The following is a 21,030-nucleotide window of genomic DNA, read 5'->3' as shown; positions in this document are numbered from 1 at the left end:
CATGTGTTTATTGTTCGCGATCGAACTGCTGCGAACAACCATCAAGACTAATCTAAAATCTAAAATCTAAAATCCAAAATTCTACATATGTAGTGCGCCCAATTCTTGACGAATCATCGCATTATCTTTAATCGCTTCACCTACTTTGTCACCAGGAGAGGTAAGACCCAAAGCTTGCAGATCGGCTTCTACCATTAAAGCTACAAGTTGTTCAAAAGTTACTGATGGAGTCCAACCCAGCTTTTTCCTAGCTTTAGAAGAATCTCCAATCAACAAATCTACTTCCGCAGGACGTAAATAACGCTCGTCAAATTCTACATACTTTTGCCAGTCAAGATTTACATAATTAAATGCTAATTCTAGAAATTCTTTTACAGAATGAGTTTCGTTTGTGGCAATTACAAAATCTTCTGGCTCGTCTTGCTGCAACATCAACCACATTGCCTTTACGTAATCTTTTGCATAACCCCAGTCTCTCTTGGAGTCCAGATTACCCATATAAATATTCTTTTGCTTACCAGCAACAATCCGAGCAACCGCTCTAGTAATTTTGCGGGTTACGAAGGTTTCACCCCGACGCGGTGATTCATGGTTAAACAAAATACCATTACAGGCGAACATATTGTAAGATTCGCGGTAATTAATAGTTTGCCAGTGGCTGTAAACCTTTGCACAAGCATAAGGACTACGAGGATAGAATGGGGTTGTTTCTGACTGCGGTACTGCTTGTACCAAACCGAACATTTCTGAAGAACCAGCTTGATAGAAGCGTACTTCAATACCAGTGCGTTGTTGATAGTCGCGGATTGCTTCGAGCAAACGTAGGGTACCCATTCCTACAGCATCCACAGTATATTCAGGTGAGTCAAAGCTTACCCGTACATGGGATTGAGCGCCCAAATTATAGATTTCTACCGGCTTGACTTCTTCAAGAATGCGGCGTAGCGTCGTACCATCAGTCAAGTCACCGTAATGAAGAAATAACTTAACTCCTTCTTTATGGGGATCTTCATAAATATGGTCGATACGGTCTGTGTTGAATGTGGAAGTACGGCGAATAATACCGTGTACTTCGTAACCTTGATCTAATAAATACTCACTTAGATAAGAACCGTCTTGTCCGGTAATACCAGTAATCAACGCTCGCTTATTTTGGGTCATTCTCCTTTATTCCTCGTATATTTTAATGAAATTAATACAGGTAGCCTGGTATAAACTAACAGGAATGCACTTGCTTGCCCAATGGGAAACTTACGAGTTTTATTTGCGTAATATCGCGATCGCCTAAGTAAATATGCTGTCTCGCGTGTTTTCAAAGTAAACCCTTCAAACGGTAACGAGAGATCTATTATGTATCCAGTACATTTTTTTAATCTTCACGAATACTTTATATTTTTGGTGACTGTATAAAGCTAGCATTAATTTTTTATAAAATTTCCGAAATCACACAGCGACAAAAATTACATTTCAAAATTAATGTTTGTTATTTAAAACACAATTAAATAGAATATTTTTTATGAAATAGAGGTTGGATTTTTAGGAATATAAAGTTAAAAGTAGTACACGGTATTTTTTAAGTAAAAGTAGTATTTAAAACAGTCGAACTGCCATTGTTCGGGTTAATATAGTTACAGCTAAAGCGATATAAATCGTTTGTTTAAATAACATTATTTACGCGATTCGTTCTTTTCCCTACTTCCTATTCCCTATTCCCTATTCCCTATTCCCTATTCCCTACTACCTATTCCCTATTCCCTATTCCCAAAATCATTTTTAGACAAAAAAATAGCAGCCAGATTAAATGGAGCTTGGCTGCTCCCATAATAAAAATAGAGCCTTAATTTTAATAAGCTCCGTTATCTTTTGGTATTACGACAACGCCAAATGTTTTCAAAATAATCCATAAATCTAGCCAAAAACTTTTACACTTGACATAGTACAAATCTATTTGAACTCTTTTAGGATAAGGAATGTCATTACGGCCGGAAACTTGCCACAAGCCGGTAATTCCAGGTCTAATAGTTAAAATTTCATTGATGTGACATCCATATTTGGGCAATTCTTCTGCTACCAGAGGTCGAGGTCCCACAACACTCATATCTCCCTTGAGAACATTCCAAAACTGAGGAAATTCATCTAAACTAGTGATTCGCAAAAACTTACCAATAATGGTAATTCTAGGATCTTTTTTCAGCTTAAAATTGCTCTTCCATTCCTGCTGGAACTGAGGTGATGTTTCCATCATTTGTATCAAAATTTCGTCGGCATTAGTTACCATTGTGCGAAATTTTATACAATTAAACCGCTTGTAATTTTTCCCGACTCGTTCCTGAATATAAAAAATTGGTCCTTTGGAGCTTAAAGCAATCAGCAAAGCCAGAATTAAGTAAACAGGAGAAAACAGAATAAGTACTAACAGGGAAAATATTATATCGAACAGTCGCTTAGCTTTCTCTCCGTTCAAAGCTTCAAAATAAAAACCTAGGGGTCTAAATTTTGGCTTGCTTTTTTGGTGACCGCGTTTTAAGAAAGTACGCGTAATCTTACCGGAGAGAAGTGAGGTCTGTGCCGTCATCATACTCTTTACAATCCACACCACACATAGTCCCAATCTTAAAGCTAATGGAGCTTCTAAAAGTGCTTAGGAAGCAAATTTACTTTATCCTCACATTTTCAAATGGAGAATCAAGTTAATTCTCCCTTTTATTACTTTTTTCTTTACACGTATGTACAAAGTTGAGATAACGAGAAGCAAACATTTGCTTGGAGAATTGAGCAGCGTGCTTTTTAGCATATTCAGGATTAAATTTTTCTCTGTTAGCTTCAAAAGTTTCTACTGCTTCGATTAAAGATGCTTCTGTTTGCTGATTGAAAAATGTACCCGTTCCTGTATCTCCATGAGAACGAATATCCCGCACTGTTTCCAAAGCACCACCAGCACCATAGGCAATTACCGGGGTACCGCAAGCTTGTGCTTCAACTAAGGCAATACCAAAGTCCTCACAAGCAGCATAGACAAAACCTCGGGCATTGGCCATATATTTTTTTACCATATCATCGGGCTGCCATCCTAGTATTTGGATGTTGGATTTAGCTATCTTACTGATTTTATCCATATCATTACCAGTGCCAATTATTACCAAAGGCTTGTTTAATTTATTAAAAGCTTTGACAATTAAAGTTACTTGCTTATAACTCACCAACCGGGAAACCGTAAGGTAAAAATCCTGCTTTTGAGATAAGAAAGGAAAATCATCGGTATTTACTGGCGGATATATAATAGCTGCGTCTCTTCTGTAACATCGCCAAATTCTACGTGCGGTATGCGCGGAATTGGCAATAAAGTAATCAACGCGATTAGCGCTCAATACATCCCACTGCCTTAGACTATGAAGTAGATAGCGCGTTGCCCATCCAGCCATACCTTTTCCCAGCTTGCTTTCTCGCAAATAATCAAAAGTTAAATCCCAAGCGTAGCGCATGGGACTATGACAGTAGCAAATATGTATTTGATCGGGAGTCGTCAAAACCCCCTTGGCAACGGCATGAGAAGAAGAAAGAATTACATCATATTGACGCAAATCTAGCTGTTCGATCGCCAATGGTAAAAAAGGCAAGTATTTTTGGACACCTTGCTTTGCTGCGGGAAAATGCTGTAAGAATGTTGTGCCAATTTGTCGTTTGTATAAATAACTTTCCGGATTACTAGATTCAAAATCAATGAGAGCATACAAGTCAGCATCAATATGATTCAAAATTTCCCGTACTACGAGTTCCGAACCACCCGTTGCTAATGGTGTAAGCCACTCATGCACCAAAGCATACTTTAAAGGCACAGTTAGCATTCATCGGTAAAGAACATTTGCAATTATTGATGGATTTACCATTCCAAGACATCGATCGCGTCTTCAAGCTTATATTTACTTGTATGCAATGAAGATAGCTTAAACTTCTTTGCTGGATATTTCCACATATTCTGCTCCTCAACATTTTCTGATTAGGTCAGCGAGGTTTTACTTGTTGAAAAAACCTCTTGCATTCAAGGAATCTACGCTTGTTCTTAGAACCAGCAATTTTATTTGCCATGCGGTCAGAATGTATTTTCTCGTTTTTTAAAGTAAACGGAAGATTAATAACCATTCTGGTGACGTAATTTTCACAATATAAGTTCCTCCAAATATACCGCAACCTGATAATCTCAAAAAGGATCAAGTTTTTATAGTTCAAAGAATATGTAAAGTTTTTTACTTAAACTATTAATGCTTTATCTTCAGATTTTTTAAGCACAAGTAGCATATATAGCAGGAATTCAATGCGAATTTTAATCATGGGAGGCACTCGGTTTATCGGTGTCTATTTGACTCAAATATTAGTAGAACAAGGACACGAGGTAGTGCTTTTTAATCGCGGTAATCATCCCTTACCTGTGGAGAATGTAACGCAAATAAAGGGCGATCGCACTGACCCAAACCAGTTAAAAGAAAAGTTAACCAACGAGAATTTTGATGTCATTTTTGACAACAACGGACGCGAACTTACTGATACTCAACCATTAGCAGAAATTTTTCAAAACCGCTTGCAGCATTTCGTATACATGAGTTCTGCTGGAGTTTATCTCAAGTCTGACATATTACCTCATATAGAAGGAGATGTAGTAGACCCTAAAAGTCGTCACAAAGGTAAACATCATACAGAAAGCTTTCTCGCAGAAAATGGCTTTCCCTTTACCTCAATTCGTCCCACCTATATTTACGGACCGCAAAACTACAACGATTTAGAAGCTTGGTTCTTCGATAGAATTACTCGCGATCGTCCGCTTCCGATTCCTGGTAATGGATTGCATATTACTCAGTTGGGTCATGTCAAAGACTTAGCAAAGGCAATGTCTCAAATTATCGGAAATTCTACAGCAATCAACCAAATTTACAACATTTCGGGAAATCGTTACGTTACCTTTGACGGTTTAGCTCGTGCTTGTGCTGAAGCTGCGGGTAAATCACCGGATGATATTCAAATAGTCCATTATGACCCCAAAAAGTTTGATTTTGGCAAGCGGAAAGCCTTCCCAATGAGAATGCAGCACTTTTTTGCATCAGTTAACAAAGCCATGACACAATTAGATTGGCATCCAGATTACGATTTAGTTTCTGGATTAAAAGATTCATTTAAAAACGATTATTTGACATCGGAGCGAGATCAAAAAGAAATTGATTTTTCAACTGACGAGGAAATTTTAAAAGCGATGGGTTAAATGATTGTAAAAACCTCTTAGGTTGGGTTAGACACGAAAACAAAATTTAATTTATAACCAGAATCTATATTAATCGTGTCGTAACTCAACATTCCCTATTCCCTATTCCCTACTCCCTACTCCCTACTCCCTTTCTTAAAAAATAATGAAAATTGCGATCGCAGGAGCTGGTCCGACTGGTGTAACTCTTGCTTTAATGCTCGTACAAAGAGGTATTTCAGTAACATTAGTTGAAGCTGCTTCTGACTTCCATCGAATATTTCGTGGAGAAGGATTAATGCCGAGTGGTTTAAATGCTCTGTCGGAAATGGGATTATCAGAAATACTCGAACAAATTCCTCATCGACAACTTGATGCATGGGAATTTATTTTAAACAAAAAATCTTTATTTCGGGTAGATGAACCGATAGAAGCTGACACTCAACCATGTACTTTAGTTTCTCAACCACCTTTACTTGAAAAGTTGATTTTAGAAGCTCAAAAATACAATCATTTTGAATTTATCCAAGGTGTAGCTGTTAAAGATTTGCTATCAATTGATCATCGTGTCGCAGGAATTAAATTAGCAGATGGAAGAGAAATTGCAGCAGATATAGTAATTGGTGCTGATGGTCGTAATTCTATCATTAGACAACGCGCCGGATTGAAATTAGAACAACAGCCAAAAACTATGGATCTACTGTGGTTTAAACTAGCTGCAAATCCTCGTTTTGTCGCAGATAATGTATTTTCTGCCATTGGAGACGGTGAAAATGCATTTGCTGTATTTCATGGAGCCGAACCGGGAAAACTTCATCTTGGTTGGACATTAACTGCCGATCAAAACATTCAAAAGATTAGCGAAATAACGAAAACTGAATGGGCAAAAAAGTTTGCATCAATATCACCTTCATGGTTAGCAGAACATTTCCTTAACCATGCAGATTCTATCGAAAAACCCATTAAATTATCAGTGATAGTAGGTCTTTGTCCATCTTGGCATACTTCAGGAGTTTTACTTTTAGGTGATGCTGCTCACCCCATGTCTCCCATTCGCGCTCAAGGAATTAATGTTGCATTACGCGATGTAATTGTCACAGTAAATCATCTTGTACCCGCGTTGCTTGCAGAAGCCGACAACAAACAAATTGATCGAGTATTTTCAAAAATTCAGAAAGAAAGAGAACCAGAAATTATTCGCATTCAACAGTTGCAAAAAGAAGAAGGTAGGCAACATGAATTATTGCCAAAAAATCTATTTTTACGCAAAATTGTTTTTAAATTAGCTCGTTTAGTAAGCAAAGCAGTTCGACTTTCTTGGATACAGAGACAGCGTAAAATGCGTCAAGGTGTAACTCAGGTGAAATTGGAAGTTTAATCAAATATAGGGAATAGGGAATAGGGAATAGGGAATAGGGAGTAGGTTGGGTTAGACACAAAAACCAATTTAATTGGTAACAAAAAGCTATATTAATCGTGTCGTAACCCAACATTATAATTGTAGATAAACAAGCAATATTTGATGATTATTATAGTATCAGCTAGTAGGTTGGGTTAGACACGAAAACCAATTTGATTTGTAACGAAAATTTATATTAATCGTGTCGTAACCCAACATCATGATTGTGGATAAACAAGCAATATTTGATGATTATTATCATATCAGTTTCAAACCATCAATCCGCCAGAGAATGCAATTCTCTGTCTAATAGCAAAAGTCCTCTAAAGAGGACTGAGAAATTTGCCATCAGAATAAATGCTGATGTTGTTTAAGCGCACGCATGGTTAATATGAATTATTTGAAACACTTTTACCATGCAAGATAAAGATATAAACCTTTTTAGCCGCACTGGATTGACGATTTTAGGCGTAATTACGGTACCAATATTCTTTGCAGTGATAGTTGGCTCGTATTTTCCCGATTTGCAAAAAAGCATTGCACAAAATTTAGGTTCGACAGATGAAAGTGTTTCTACAAAAGCTAAACAATTAGAAACCTCTACACCTGAAGACTCAAACCGAACCTTAATTAGTACGCACCAATTAGGTTTTAACTTGTGGGGTAAAGATAATTGTGTTATTGCTCAAGGTGTTACGACAGACCACCTAAACCAGATGGGGATGAACATCCAAACTTTCAAAAATAAAATTAAGCAAGAGTACAGTGTGAAATGCGTGCTTTTAGAATAACTTTCTGATACAGAGGTATTCATATTCTTCCAAAGTAAAAATTTTCTCAACTTGTAGCTGAATTTTCAACTCTGACATCGGCTGTATTTTCCAATCGCTACGGGTGGCTTTTTTCGGATTCATTCCACAACAACTTGACCATCTTCCACTGTCTTTTGCGGTAAAAGATAAATTGCACCACTAATCAAAGTTAAAGCAACAGATACCCAAAAAGCAATCAAAGAAGGTAATTCCCATTCTGGAGATAAAGGAGCAATCAAAAGCGCGATCGCAATTATTTGAGTTACGGTTTTGAGCTTTCCCCAAATATTCGCACCACTGATTTTTGGTTGACTAACTCTCCAACCTGCGATCGCTAATTCTCGTCCTAATATTAAAAATACTCCCCATGCTGGAATTTGTCCTAGTTCAATCAAAGACAATAAAGGAGCAAGCACCAGCAATTTATCTACCAAGGGGTCAAGAAATTTTCCTAAATCGCTTACCTGGTTAAGCTTTCTCGCTAGATAACCATCTAACCAGTCTGTAGCCGCAGCAACAACAAAAATTGCAAAACAGATCCATCTTGCTTGGGGTGTAGGATTTTGCAAACCATAAATAATAAACGGTATCCCTAGCAAGCGAGAGAAAGTAATCCAGTTTGGAAGAGTCATTCGATTTTAGATTTTAGATTTTGGATTTTGGATTGAGGTTTAGAAGTTAGAAGTTATGAGTTTAGAGTTTTAATTATTATTCCCCGTTCCCCATTCCCTACTCCCTACTAACTTTTAACAGACCATAAAAGGCAATAATATCGAAACAAATTAAGAATTAATAATAAAAAATGTCTACTATTCCCGATAACTGGTAACTGTTAACTGTTGACTGTTAACTGAACACCATGACTGCACAATTTCGCATCGAAAGCGACTCAATGGGCGATCGCCAAATTCCTAGTAGCGCTTATTACGGTATTCAAACTCTACGAGCAACGGAAAACTTTGCTATCAGCGGCATTAAGCCTTTATCTACTTACGTGGATGCCTGCATCATCATTAAAAAGGCTACAGCAATGGTTAATAGTGAATTGGGTTGTATACCCCAAGATGTTGCTCAAGCTATTGTACAAGCCGCTGATGAAATACTCGCGGGCAAGTTTCGCGACCAGTTTGTGGTCGATGTGTATCAAGCAGGTGCTGGAACTTCCCATCATATGAATGTGAACGAAGTGCTAGCAAATCGCGCTTTGGAAATTTTAGGAGACGAGAAGGGTAACTATAAACGAGTTAGTCCCAACGACCACGTTAACTACGGGCAGTCTACCAACGATGTGATCCCCACAGCAATTAGAATTGGTGGACTTTTGGCTCTTTCCCAGACGTTGTATCCTGCCTTAGATAATGCCATTAATACTTTGTCACAAAAAGCTACAGAATTTAAACATATTGTCAAATCCGGTCGGACTCATTTACAAGATGCCGTACCAGTACGTCTAGGTGATACTTTTGCCGCTTGGGAGCAGATTCTTCGAGAACATCAAAACCGAATTAATACCGCTGCTGCGGATTTAATAGTGCTGGGTTTGGGGGGAAGTGCAGCGGGTACGGGGTTAAACACCCATCCCCAATATCGCGTAGGTGCGGTTAAAATTCTTTCAAGACTAATCAATACTCCTTTAAAGGAAGCGACCCATCTCATGGCTGCAATGCAAAGTATGGCACCATTTGTTAACGTATCCGGTGCTTTACGCAATTTAGCTCAAGATTTAGTCAAAATATCCCACGATTTGCGTTTAATGGATTCGGGACCAAAAACTGGCTTAAAAGAAATTCAATTACCGCCAGTGCAACCCGGTTCGTCAATTATGCCTGGAAAATATAATCCGGTGATGGCTGAGATGACATCAATGGTGTGTTTTCAGATCATGGGTTACGACACTGCAATTAATTACGCCGCACAAGCAGGACAATTAGAACTGAACGTGATGATGCCGTTGATTGCCTACGATTTGATTCACAGTATTGAAATACTGGGCAACACCGTTGAAGCACTCACGAATCGCTGCATCAAAGGAATTACAGCTTTACAGGAACGTTGTTTAGCCTACGCCGAAGGAAGTTTGGCTTTAGTAACGGCATTAAATCCACATATTGGATATCTTAATGCAGCCGCGATCGCCAAAGAATCAATGGAAACAGGCAAATCTCTAAGAAAGATTGTACTAGAAAAAGGATTAATGAGCGAACAAGAATTAGCAGAAGTCTTGAACTTGGAACAAATGAGCGCCATCGTCAGTGAGCAGTAACTAATAATTCCTAACTCCTGACTCTCAATCCAAAATCTAAAATCCAAAATCTAAAATCCAAAATCCCAAAGTCCACCTGAAAAAGTGTCCCTAGTTTTTACCGATCGCTGAAGGTAAAAATACGATTAAGTTAAGCTGTGACAAAACCACAGAATGAAAAACTAGATCAATGCAGACTCAAACACCATCCGTCAGTTTAATTAGGGCTACTTCTTATGAAGTGGAACTATTAAGGGAATCTTTAGAAACTTTGCTAGAACCCTTGGGTGGAATCGCAGCATTTGTAAAAAATGGCGATCGCGTTTTACTTAAACCCAATTTGCTTACGGGTTCGCGTCCTACTTCTGAATGTACCACGCGCCCAGAAATGGTTTATGCGGTGGCAACTATGGTAATGGATGCTGGTGGTAAGCCGTTTTTGGGAGACAGTCCCGCATTTGGTAGCGCTAAGGGAGTTGCGATCGCTAATGGATATGAAGTCATTTTAGAAGAACTCAATCTTCCGATCGTAGACTTTCACGGTAAGCGTTACGAAATCGCCAACAACAAGTTTAACCATCTGCTGTTGTCAAAAGAGACGATGGAAGCTGATGTAGTTATAAACCTACCCAAAGTAAAATCTCATTCTCAGTTGGTATTGACTTTAGGAGTCAAAAACTTATTTGGTTGCGTACCGGGTAAAATGAAAGCTTGGTGGCACATGGAAGCAGGGAAAGATGCCAACCGTTTTGGAGAAATGTTGGTAGAAACTGCTAAAGCTATTAACCCTAACTTAACAATTATAGACGGAATTATCGGGCATGAAGGCAACGGTCCGAGCGGTGGTGAACCTCGTCCTTTAGGAATTTTGGGTGCATCAACAAATGTATTTGCTTTAGATCGAGCGATGGTAGAAATTTTAAATGTTCCTCCCGAACAAGTACCTACCGTTGCTGCTTCAATGCGATTGGGAATTTGTCCAGAACTAGATGCGATCAATTTTGTTCAGCTACATCCTGACTTGCTGCAAATAGATGATTGGCAACTACCCTCGAAATTTATGCCGATTGATTTTGGAATGCCCCGCGTGATTAAATCTACTTTTAGGCATCTTTACATTAGGTTTATCAAAGAAAAAATGAGCGCTTATAGCATCCGTTAAATTAATTGTTTTAAACTGCAAATTTTGGATTACAAGTGCAAACTTAGCTACAGCAATTTTATGTGCTAGCAGAGTAAGCTATAAATACCCTCCGATTGCTTAACCAGACCGCCCTATTTATTTTAGTGGCGGTTTTTTTAATCCGGATTATTGTTGTAAATTGTCATCTAAATTTTATTTCTTATAGTTTGCATTGATAACACTCAATAGCTTAGATTTAACCTGCATTAAAACAGTACTTAATTATCTATAACCCTTTGAAAAATTTTAAGAAATCATCCGGATATTATTATCCTGCTGTTAAGCGCACTTAAATAGCAATATTGCCTTAATTTATAATTATTTTTACCGACTTAAATGTAAAGATTATTAGTAGATAATGGTTACTTACTCTCACTTAAAAACTATTTAATTATGGTGTAATTACGCGGTATAGAATTATTAATAAAGTTTAATTCTTAAAGCATACGATCAACAATTTATTTTGGGTGTAATTACTGATGATGACGCACAAAGACTAAAGTATACTCAAAGATTTTTCAATTTCAAACAATTAATATTTTTCTTCCGGAGAAGCTTAAACCCCCGATAGATAAGACTTTATCATCCTAAAGAAAGATGATATTGACCCGCTTATGATTTAAAGTTAATATTAATAAATAAACAATATGTATTTTTTTTTGCATGAGATTTAATTAATATAAGCTGTAACAATCCCAGGCAATACGGAAGCAAAATGCGAGATAAGTTACAAGATTTTTAAAAATATATTTTTGTCTTACCTGGTATCAAGAGTTTCAAGTATAAAGAAATATATAAATTGACTGTCAAAACTCATTGAAATTCTTAAACAATAGAGAGTTTGCGGTCAGAAAAAAAGCTAAAATAGTAACAACTCTCTCATCAGAGAGAACCGTAGCAACTAGTGAAGTAAAGAGCTAAATAATTTATATGGACTCAAACAGTCAGTCTGCCAATATTGAGGAATTACCTTCCCAACGTTTGGCAGACGTTGTAGGAACAGCGATTGCTATGTTAACTTTGACGTTACCGATGTTTGTAATTGGTCATTACTCTTCAAACGGCGTTCAAAATAACCGGCAACCATTAACCTATAACTTGCAAAGAACTGACAATGATAGAGAATTAATAAGAAGTGAAATTTCATCCATTTATAAAATGAATAAGCACGCTTCGGGCTTCTCGAAGAAAAAGTAACTTAATGTAGCAATTAATCAAAGTAATTCACATGAAAATGATTTTGTCTCTCTACTCATAAATGAGTATGGTCAAAATGCTTTTTGCAATTTCTTTATAAAGTAGGACTTAGCAAAAAGGCATATTCTGCTCGTAGGGTGCTGTGACACTATGTTTGATTTTTAACGCAATAATAAGGTTTTAGTGTCACGCACCAACCGGGGTTTTGTGACAATTGCAGCCATTCCTGCAAAGATGTGCCTAATGACGACCTATGCAGGTAGGCTTTGCAATATTAGCCCCAGCCTTCTAGGCTGCGGGTATTTTTTTTGATGGTATGTAAGTACTAAGATTGTCAAAATTAGATAGTAGCGTCTTAGTCCGATGAATTCGGCTTTTTGATATCGAGGGGATAAACTACTTTATCCGGAAGTCCATATTGACCTAAAATTCTACACGGGGGAGCCTCCAAACTCTCGTCGAGAATTAATCAAAGCTTTAGGAGTAAATCTGTGGACTTATCTCGTATTCCAGCCCAACCAAAACCCGGTTTAATAAACGTCTTGATCGAAATTACTGGCGGAAGTAAAAATAAGTATGAATATGACAAAGATTTGCAGGCTTTTGCCTTAGATAGAGTACTTTACTCATCAGTCCAATATCCCTATGACTATGGTTTCGTACCTAATACTTTGGCCGATGATGGCGACCCCCTCGATGGTATGGTAATAATGGACGAGCCAACCTTCCCCGGTTGTGTAATTGCAGCACGACCCATCGGAATGTTAGAAATGATTGACGGTGGCGATCGCGATGAAAAAATTCTTTGCGTACCAGACAAAGATCCACGTTATGCCCACGTTAAATCTATTAAAGACTTAGCTCCCCATAGACTTGATGAAATCGAAGAATTTTTCCGCAGTTACAAAAACTTAGAGAAAAAAGTCACCGAGATTCTTGGTTGGCAGGATGTCGATAAAGTCGCACCATTAGTAGAACAATGCATCAAAGCAGGTAGCGAAAAAGGTAGAGACTCCGAGTCCGAAACTAGCTGATTACATTATCCCTTTGCCCTCAAAAGTTAATTAACCAATGCAGCGCACGCTTCTTCTAGCTAAAATTCACAACTGTACTCTCACTGAAGCTAATCTTAATTATATAGGCAGTATCAGCATAGACCAAACACTTTTGGATGAAGCTGGTATTTTACCTTACGAGCAGGTACAGGTAGTGAACGTAACTAACGGCGAGCGCTTCGTTACTTATGCAATCCCGGCTATCGCTAATTCTGGAGCAATTGAACTAAATGGGGCTGCGGCACGTCTAGGCATAAAAGGCGACCGCTTGATTATAATGTCTTACGGGCAGTTAACTCCGGAAGAAATCAAAAGTTTCTCTCCCACAGTTGTCATCGTAGACGACAAAAACAAATTGTTAGAAGTGCGACACTACGATGACCTGCTCGGTAAGACAATTACGTAGAAAAAATGTCAAATATACAGCCATCGCAACATCATCAAGTCAGCGTTCAAGAAAATTCTTCCGACGATTCAGCTAATAGATTTTTGGTCAAATTTTGGGGAGTGCGGGGTTTAATCCCGACTCCAGGTGAAGAGACTAAAGCCTATGGGGGTAATACTGCTTGCGTGGAAATGCAAGTTGGGGGAAAGAATTTGATTTTTGATGGTGGTACAGGATTGCGAATGTTAGGAAAAAGCTGGCTGCAACAACAGCAACAACTAACAGCCCATTTATTCTTTACCAACGCTCAAACAAACCGGATTCAGGGTTTTCCTTTCTTTGCTCCTGCATTTGCACCTCAAAACTACTTGCATATTTACGGTACGGCTGCTTCTAATGGTGCATCAATCAAGCAATCACTTAGCGACCAGATGTTACTACCTCATTTTCCCTACCCTTTACAAGTCATGCAGTCACAACTGCAATTTTATAATTTGACCCCAGATAAAGTGGTAGATATAGATGATGTAACAGTACAAATGGCATTAATTAATCATATTCAAAAGTCTATTGGCTATAGAATTACATGGGGAGAATATAGCGTTGCTTACATCACCGATTTACAGTCTAAAATAGATGATTTAGATGCTGATAATATAATCAGGTTAGCTCAAGGAGTAGACCTGCTAGTTGCCAACCCTAATTACATTTCTTCAAACCGCGACTCACAAACACCAATTTATCCTCATTGGGAAATTGCTGTAAATTTAGCTCGTAAAGCGGGAGTTAAACAACTTGTATTTTCCAACCATCATCCAAATGATAGCGATGATTTTTTAGATAGTGTTCAAACAGAGCTTAAATCTGACTTTGAACAAGCATTTTTAGCTCATGAAGGTATGATTATATCTGTTGGTTGCTTGAATAATTAAAATAATTAGGTTCTACGGTGGCTGCGTCGGATAATCCAATAGCTGATTGATAAAGCGAAAACTGCCACACCTAAACCGATCACCTGTAAACCGTTCGTTTTACTCAAATCTAAAATAATAATCTTTCTGGCTACAGCAATTAAAGAAGTTGCAATGACTAATTCAACATGAATAACGTGTTTTCTCAAATAAGCAGTAATATTTTCTAATATTTCTAAAGCAATTAAAATATTTAAAAACAATCCGAAGGTTTTAAATAAATTGTTATTAAAACTTGCTTCGTTAATATTCCAAATCAATAACTTATTTATGATATAAAATACCAAATCTATAATCGCAATAAACACTACTACTATCATCGTTATTGATAGCAGCTTGGCAACTATTTCTTCAATATTTTCAATACCATGTAAAAAATTCTCATTTTTGACATACTTACGAATTTGTCTAAACAAACTTCTCATAGTTCATCCCTTACAACAATAAATATTGATATAAATAAACGTGAATTTTTGTGTAAAAATAAATACAAACAATTAAATATAAGGAATAAGTAAAATTCCACATTTATAACTATAAACAATCATTGGTACATTAATTAAATAACTTTAAAGACTGCTTGCGATCGCACAAACTGTTCCTTACGTCAAACAAAAAAAATTACAAACATGAACCGTCGTAACTTCTTAAACTGGGTTGGTGCAGGCTGGATAGCGACTTGTCTACCTATCGCTATTGCAGCTTGTTCCTCAAAAGAAACAACGCAAAATGCCCCAGATCAAAAATGGCAAAAAATTGGTAGTTCTAATGAATTAAACGCAAATGGTAAGTTACTTGCAAAAAATACACCTGTAGGAGAAGTCTTAGTAGTTAAGACTTCGCAACAAAATGATTTAGTTGCGGTTAACCCCAAATGTACCCATGCAGGTTGTACGGTTGAATGGAAAAGCGATACGAATAAATTTGTTTGTCCCTGTCATGGTTCTGAATTTAGCGTTGATGGAAAAGTTCAAGCTGCACCAGCTACTGCACCTTTAAAAACCTATGCAGTCAAGATTGACGGTGATGCGGTTTTGATTCAGTAATTATTTAACTTATTGAGGTAGGGAATAGTGAATAGGGAATATTGACGGTGATGCGGTTTTGATTCAGTAATTATTTAACTTATTGAGGTAGGGAATAGTGAATAGGGAGTAAAGAGTTATAAGTTTGGTAAAGTAAATTTTGCCTTATATACTTCTATTCGCAAAATTAATTGATACTATTTCCATAAAAAAGACTTGTAACAATTGACTTAAACACCGTAAAATACTGCTATTAAAGTAGAATTACCAACACATATAGCCCGATTAAAAGTTGGGAAGTAAAAAATATATGTAACAAAATCTACTAAATATCCAATAAAAATACGTTAAATTACATTTACGTAAATGTAACTACAGCTACTTAAAAATGCGGCTAGAACAGTTGCAAGCCTTCTTAGCGATCACCGATAGTGGCAGCTTTCAGAAAGCAGCGCACAAATGTAGCGTGACCCAATCTACCATCAGTCGTCAAATTCAGTCGCTGGAAGCAGATTTGGGATTTGAATTGTTTCACAGAACCAGTCAGTCAAAATTGACGGTAGCAGGTGAGACATTATTGCCTCGCGCCCGTAAAATTTGTTTAGAGTGGCAAACTGCGAGACAGGAAATAACCGATTTAATCGCAGGTAAACAGCCAGAACTTTGTATTGCCTGTATTCCGTCAGTATGTGCTTATTATTTTCCACCTTTGCTGCAATCATTTTGCCACCAATATCCCAACGTACAATTACGGGTAACATCATTAGGTAGCGATCGCGCATTAAAAGTTCTCAAAGATGGACTTGTGGATTTAGCAATTGTGATGAATAATCGTTTCCTAACTGCAAGTAAAGAAATGGTTATGGAAGTACTTTATGAAGAACCTATAGAAGTTTTAGTATCAGTCAATCATCCATTAGCTGAATATAAATGCATTCCTTGGTCGGAATTAATCCGTTATCCCCAAGTAATTTTTAAAGAAGGTTATGGAATGCAGCGGTTAGTACAAAATCAATTCGACCAAACCGACACATTACTCAAAGCAGCTTTAGAAGTTAATACCTTAGATGCTTTCCGGGGAGTAGTACGTCAAGGAGAATTAATCGCTTTATTACCAAGTTCAGCATTAATTGAAGCCCGTTTTGACCCCAGTCTTGCGGTGCGTCCTTTTTTTATTAACAACAATGGTTCTGTCAACAGTGCATCTTTAACTCGTCAAGTAGTAATAGTAACAACCCAAGACCGCTTGCAAATTCCTCCTATACAGTATTTCTGGAATCTAGTTTGCGAACGTATACCAAAACAAATTCAAAAAGTTATGAGTTAGGAGTTAGGAGTTAGGAGTTAGGAGTTAGGAGTTAAGCTGATGTGCAGCTAAATTGAATAACACATAAACACCAGATTATTGTAGTGTGAGTATCTTGCTCGCTTGCCATATACAAATTAAATACGCGACAGCTTATTAAGAATTGTTCCCTATTCCCTATTACCTATTCCCTATTCCCTTGTTAATTGATAATTGAAAAAAATTATGAGCAATTTATTTAGAGATTTACTAAAAAAAATAGGTAGTGGGGAACATACAAATAAAGATTTAACTCGCGCTGAAGCTTTCTTAGCAACCAAAATGATGCTTTTGGGTGAAGCAACACCAGCACAAATTGGTGCTTTTTTAATTGCACACCGCATCAAACGACCTACCAGCGAAGAGTTAGCGGGAATGTTGGATGCTTATAACGAACTTGGACCAACATTACAACCAATCAACGACGAGCAATCGGCTATAGTTTTTGGTATACCTTATGATGGCAGAACCCGCACCGCACCAATTAGTCCGATAACAGCTTTATTATTAGCTTGCTGTGGGCAAAATGTAATTATGCATGGTGGCGATCGCCTTCCTACAAAATACGGTCTTCCTTTGATAGAAATTTGGCAAGGTTTAGGTGTTGACTGGAAATTAGAATTACCTCAAACGCAGCAAGTGATGGAAAAAGTAGGGATCGGGTTTGTTTATACACCCCTGCATTTTCCCTTAACTAAAAGTATTTGGGAATACCGCGATCAAATCGGGAAGCGTCCGCCTTTTGCTACTATGGAATTAATTTGGTGTCCTTATGCTGGTAATGCTCATATCGTTACCGGGTTTGTTCATCCACCAACTGAGGAAAGGTTCAGAGCAACTTTATCTGAAATGGGGATCACTAAATTTACAACAGTCAAGGGTTTAGAAGGTAGTTGCGATTTACCTCGCGATCGCACTGCGATTATTGGTTTGGGAAATGCCGCAAATCCCATAGAAAGATTACTTTTAGTTCCTCGGGAATACGGCTTTACTACTCAAAACGTACCTTTGGGTAGTACTGAAGAATTATTATCAGAAATGAAATTAGTTTTGCAAGGTAAACCATCAGAACTGATGCAAACAGCATTATGGAATGGTGGGTTTTATTTATGGCTTTGCGGAATTTGTACTGATATGTCATCCGGTTTAACAAAAGCCAAAGAATTATTTTACTCTGGTGCAGTGTTGAAAAAACTTCAAGAATTGCAGCAAGCAGTTAATTCCATATCCTAAATAATTTTGGCTATTGAGTACCTTTTATGCCAGCACTTTTCGCTCCTCTCTACTTCCTACTCCCGATGCCCAATTCTCCAATTCTCCCAAGAGTCAAGACTTTAAATATACAATTAAATCAAACTACATAAAAAAGGCTTTTTCTATCACCTACTCAATGCGTAAATTTTACAATTAAAAAAATGATATGTAGTCTCCGGTAGCGTAGACTAAAGGTTAGGGTAAGACTGATTTTAAGTTAAGCAGGACTTTTAATTATAAATTTGAAATGAAGAGCGAAGCGTGAACTATAGTGTATTAAGCGGCATGAAAAGTTAAAAATAAAGTTGTGTGCTTAAGTCTTACTGTTTACAAGATCCATCTATTATAGTTGAGAAATAATACTGACTCGATGACAGGCAAAAACGCAAGACAGAATGCATTTCTGCGGCTAGTGTCTGGTAAGGAATTAGAAACAGTTTGTCAAGGCTACTCACTAATTCCAACTTCAGAGGCAGTAATTGGGCGCGATCCTCACTGTCAAGTTGTATTAGATGCATTACAGTATCGCATGGTATCTCGCCGTCATGCGGTAGTTCGTCCCTTAAATTTATCCCCCGATGGTGAAATCAGTTGGATACTCTGCGACTTAAATAGCGCTAATGGTACTTACTTAAACGGAAAACGCTTGCAGGAATGCCAGCAAATTTTTCCTGGCGATCGCATTACTTTGGGGTACGATGGACCTCAATTGGTTTTTGGTAGGGAAATAGTTGAACAAAAAACAACCATTTCTGCTGGAACACCAATGCATTCGACCTCAAATTCCCCAAACTATTCCAAACCAGATTCAGTAAGCTTTACTCAATTATTTCCGATCATTTCTACAGGTAAAGATTTAACTCGTAAAGCCTACCTAATACCTGGAATTTTAACTGTCATATTTGTAGTACTAATGTTTGCTACGGTAGGAAGACCGCAAGCAAATCAAATAATAGTTGCTGTTTATATTGCCTTCGCCGCTTATTATTTTATTTATCAGTTATGTGGTAAGCACAAACCTTGGTGGGTTTTATTAGGCGTAGCTTTATCTACAACTTTAATTTTACTTAGTCCAATATTAGATCTATTTATTTTTATATTTCGCGAAATTTTACCCGGTAGTCTACCTTCTGGACAAGAATCAATCACCTTTACAGAATGGCTGGTGCGGATGTTTTTCGGCGCTGGTTTAATGGAAGAACTACTAAAAGCTTTACCAGTTATTGGTATATACTTTATTGGTTTAGGATTGTCTTCCCCTTGGCGAGAACGTGTAGGTGTTTGGGAACCCTTAGATGGAATCTTACTTGGAGCAGCTTCTGCTGTGGGCTTTACCCTGTTAGAAACACTCGGTCAATACGTGCCGGAAGTTACTCAAGCCGCCGCTATTCAAGCCGGAACTGAGACGGGACAATTAGTAGGTCTACAGTTACTGATTCCGCGAATTCTAGGTTCTGTTGCCGGACATATGGCTTACAGCGGATACCTTGGGTATTTCATTGGTTTAGCCGTGCTTAAACCAAAATTAGGAGGGCAAATTCTATTGGTTGGATACCTTAGTGCGTCAGCGCTTCACGCTTTATGGAATGCAACTGGAGCTATCAGCGGTTTATTCCTAGTCATCGTGGGTGTGCTATCTTATGCTTTTTTAATGGCTGCAATTCTTAAAGCAAGAGCGCTTTCACCCAATCGCGAACAGAATTTTGCTACTCGATTTTTTGAAAACAAGTAATCAATTATCAATTATTAATTATTCTTAAAATTTACTCATAGCTCATTATCAATATGTCTTTTGATAGATGAGATAGGATAATCAATTATCTTACTGTTTAAGTATGATGGATAAATCTATCCTAAGAAATAAAAACACTAAAAATACTATAGCCGCAATCATTAGTAACGCAATTAGATTGCATTTGTGTTGCAATTAAAGCAGGAAATGGCGAGAGAATTTTACTCTTCTGTTTGAAAACTATCTAACTGCTTGAGTGCATGATAAGCAATAGCTAAACCAATTTTTGCTTGTTCAATTTCTGACAAAGCTGCCCATTCACTATTTTGGTCTTGATTGTAATTAGCTAGTGTTGATTCAACTTTAGTGCGCGAACCGCTTCTAGTTGCGTAAGTTAACGGACGTGCTAAAACCATAATGTCGTCAACCTCTAAACTTGGAAATACAGATTGTACGCATTCAATAAGTTGTTCTGCTATTGGCTGTTTTGCATTGAAAATTTCTGCGGCTTTCTGAGCAATCAAATTGATCCAATATGACGGTATGCGATTGCAAAACTCTTTTTGTAAATTTTTTTGAAGCTTTACCGCTATTGTAGTATTTGTATTACAATCAAATTGTGCTGACGATTCGACTTTAGACCACAGGGCATCTAATTGATTGTGAAAACCTTCGCAGCGTGTATTTAGTTCCTCGTCCAGCAAATCCTGCATGGGGAATTGCTCTTCGAGTTGATTAAAATAAGCTTCGGTATTTTCTTCGTAGGGATTCCAAGGGTAAGTATTATCTTCTGGTTCAAGTAAGGTTGCGAGTAAATCCAATTCGATTAGAGATAAATTGTGATTTGTTAAACCTTTAATTTTGTCAGTCATGTGTTGTCTCCTGGTGAATGAATTAGAGTATTGACAGCTACAGCACTCAATATGAGGTTTCCGCAAACTGAAATTTTATTTTATCTACCGTTATAAGTTTCTAACTTCAAGTAGCGTCTATGTTAATACGTGAAAGAGAAATAGTACCAATTTGGTAAATATCTAATTTTCAATCCGAAATTCCCAAATTTGACTTTTAGTGCTGCCAAATTTTAAGTGCATTCCCGATTCTAAAGGTATTTCGCGTCTGTAGATTTGTTCCCAGCCACCCGAACGTAAAATCCAAGTCGTACCATAGGTGGATAAATCTTGTAAGTAGTAAGTTTGG

At 37.5% G+C, this 21,030-nt stretch carries 20 protein-coding genes; 13 read left to right on the top strand and 7 right to left on the bottom strand.

Annotation, left to right across the window (positions count from 1 at the left end):
- Positions 1-81: 81 nt before the first annotated feature.
- The 3 genes from gmd to VB797_RS27530 form a co-directional block, all read right to left on the bottom strand.
- A complete protein-coding gene (gene gmd / locus VB797_RS27540; protein ID WP_323240954.1) occupies positions 82-1,161 on the bottom strand; it encodes a GDP-mannose 4,6-dehydratase in 1,080 nt (359 codons plus the stop codon).
- Positions 1,162-1,843: 682 nt separating this feature from the next.
- Positions 1,844-2,575, bottom strand: coding sequence for a sugar transferase (locus tag VB797_RS27535; protein WP_323240974.1), 732 nt, complete (start codon positions 2,573-2,575; stop codon positions 1,844-1,846).
- Between the two features lie 115 nt (positions 2,576-2,690).
- Positions 2,691-3,836, bottom strand: coding sequence for a glycosyltransferase (locus VB797_RS27530; RefSeq protein ID WP_323240953.1), 1,146 nt, complete (start codon positions 3,834-3,836; stop codon positions 2,691-2,693).
- 476 nt (positions 3,837-4,312) lie between these two features.
- On the opposite strand from VB797_RS27530, the gene VB797_RS27525 reads away from it, so the two are divergent.
- From VB797_RS27525 to VB797_RS27515, 3 genes are all read left to right on the top strand, one after another.
- Positions 4,313-5,251 carry an NAD-dependent epimerase/dehydratase family protein gene (locus VB797_RS27525; protein WP_323240952.1) on the top strand — a complete coding sequence of 313 codons (939 nt, stop codon included), beginning with the start codon at positions 4,313-4,315 and terminating at the stop codon, positions 5,249-5,251.
- 142 nt (positions 5,252-5,393) lie between these two features.
- Positions 5,394-6,608 carry an FAD-dependent monooxygenase gene (locus tag VB797_RS27520; protein ID WP_323240973.1) on the top strand — a complete coding sequence of 405 codons (1,215 nt, stop codon included), beginning with the start codon at positions 5,394-5,396 and terminating at the stop codon, positions 6,606-6,608.
- 437 nt (positions 6,609-7,045) lie between these two features.
- On the top strand, positions 7,046-7,420 hold the full coding sequence (locus tag VB797_RS27515; protein WP_323240951.1) for a hypothetical protein: 375 nt from the start codon (positions 7,046-7,048) through the stop codon (positions 7,418-7,420).
- Here VB797_RS27515 and VB797_RS27510 read toward each other — a convergent pair.
- Positions 7,412-7,543 carry a hypothetical protein gene (locus tag VB797_RS27510; protein WP_323240950.1) on the bottom strand — a complete coding sequence of 44 codons (132 nt, stop codon included), beginning with the start codon at positions 7,541-7,543 and terminating at the stop codon, positions 7,412-7,414. The two genes, VB797_RS27515 and VB797_RS27510, sit on opposite strands and share 9 nt — an antisense overlap.
- A complete protein-coding gene (pgsA, locus tag VB797_RS27505) occupies positions 7,540-8,073 on the bottom strand; it encodes a CDP-diacylglycerol--glycerol-3-phosphate 3-phosphatidyltransferase (RefSeq protein ID WP_323240949.1) in 534 nt (177 codons plus the stop codon). The genes VB797_RS27510 and pgsA overlap by 4 nt, the downstream gene beginning before the upstream one ends.
- A 227-nt stretch (positions 8,074-8,300) precedes the next feature.
- Here pgsA and VB797_RS27500 point away from each other — a divergent pair, with 227 nt between their 5' ends.
- The 6 genes from VB797_RS27500 to VB797_RS27475 all read left to right on the top strand — a co-directional run bounded on the left by VB797_RS27500 (position 8,301) and on the right by VB797_RS27475 (position 14,435).
- Complete coding sequence (locus tag VB797_RS27500; protein ID WP_323240948.1) at positions 8,301-9,704, top strand: aspartate ammonia-lyase; 1,404 nt, start codon at positions 8,301-8,303, stop codon at positions 9,702-9,704.
- A 169-nt stretch (positions 9,705-9,873) separates the two neighbouring features.
- Positions 9,874-10,845 (top strand): DUF362 domain-containing protein, encoded by a 972-nt coding sequence (locus VB797_RS27495; protein WP_323240947.1) that lies wholly within the window; start codon positions 9,874-9,876, stop codon positions 10,843-10,845.
- Positions 10,846-11,796: 951 nt separating this feature from the next.
- Positions 11,797-12,063, top strand: coding sequence for a hypothetical protein (locus VB797_RS27490; RefSeq protein WP_416350941.1), 267 nt, complete (start codon positions 11,797-11,799; stop codon positions 12,061-12,063).
- Between the two features lie 491 nt (positions 12,064-12,554).
- Entirely contained in the window at positions 12,555-13,097 is a 543-nt protein-coding gene (locus VB797_RS27485) for an inorganic diphosphatase (protein WP_323240946.1), read from the top strand.
- 37 nt (positions 13,098-13,134) lie between these two features.
- Positions 13,135-13,524, top strand: coding sequence for an aspartate 1-decarboxylase (gene panD, locus VB797_RS27480; RefSeq protein WP_323240945.1), 390 nt, complete (start codon positions 13,135-13,137; stop codon positions 13,522-13,524).
- Positions 13,525-13,529: 5 nt separating this feature from the next.
- Complete coding sequence (locus VB797_RS27475) at positions 13,530-14,435, top strand: MBL fold metallo-hydrolase (protein WP_323240944.1); 906 nt, start codon at positions 13,530-13,532, stop codon at positions 14,433-14,435.
- 5 nt (positions 14,436-14,440) lie between these two features.
- Here VB797_RS27475 and VB797_RS27470 read toward each other — a convergent pair whose 3' ends face one another.
- A complete protein-coding gene (locus VB797_RS27470; RefSeq protein WP_323240943.1) occupies positions 14,441-14,899 on the bottom strand; it encodes a phosphate-starvation-inducible PsiE family protein in 459 nt (152 codons plus the stop codon).
- Positions 14,900-15,103: 204 nt separating this feature from the next.
- Here VB797_RS27470 and VB797_RS27465 point away from each other — a divergent pair, with 204 nt between their 5' ends.
- The 4 genes from VB797_RS27465 to VB797_RS27450 all read left to right on the top strand — a co-directional run bounded on the left by VB797_RS27465 (position 15,104) and on the right by VB797_RS27450 (position 19,830).
- Positions 15,104-15,520, top strand: a complete 417-nt coding sequence (locus VB797_RS27465; RefSeq protein WP_323240942.1) for a ubiquinol-cytochrome c reductase iron-sulfur subunit — start codon at positions 15,104-15,106, stop codon at positions 15,518-15,520.
- Between the two features lie 367 nt (positions 15,521-15,887).
- Positions 15,888-16,826 carry a LysR family transcriptional regulator gene (locus tag VB797_RS27460; protein WP_323240941.1) on the top strand — a complete coding sequence of 313 codons (939 nt, stop codon included), beginning with the start codon at positions 15,888-15,890 and terminating at the stop codon, positions 16,824-16,826.
- A 204-nt stretch (positions 16,827-17,030) separates the two neighbouring features.
- Positions 17,031-18,077, top strand: a complete 1,047-nt coding sequence (locus tag VB797_RS27455) for an anthranilate phosphoribosyltransferase family protein (RefSeq protein WP_323240940.1) — start codon at positions 17,031-17,033, stop codon at positions 18,075-18,077.
- A 391-nt stretch (positions 18,078-18,468) separates the two neighbouring features.
- Positions 18,469-19,830, top strand: a complete 1,362-nt coding sequence (locus tag VB797_RS27450) for a PrsW family glutamic-type intramembrane protease (RefSeq protein ID WP_323240939.1) — start codon at positions 18,469-18,471, stop codon at positions 19,828-19,830.
- 221 nt (positions 19,831-20,051) lie between these two features.
- Here VB797_RS27450 and VB797_RS27445 read toward each other — a convergent pair whose 3' ends face one another.
- The gene (locus VB797_RS27445) at positions 20,052-20,702 is read right to left on the bottom strand and encodes a hypothetical protein (protein WP_323240938.1); all 651 of its coding nucleotides are present in this window, start codon (positions 20,700-20,702) and stop codon (positions 20,052-20,054) included.
- Positions 20,703-21,030: the final 328 nt, after the last annotated feature.

It is taken from the genome of Rivularia sp. UHCC 0363 (genome assembly GCF_034931125.1).
Lineage (GTDB): Bacteria > Cyanobacteriota > Cyanobacteriia > Cyanobacteriales > Nostocaceae > Rivularia.
Note: the sequence above shows the minus strand (reverse complement) of the source record. Positions and strands in the feature narration are given on the sequence as shown.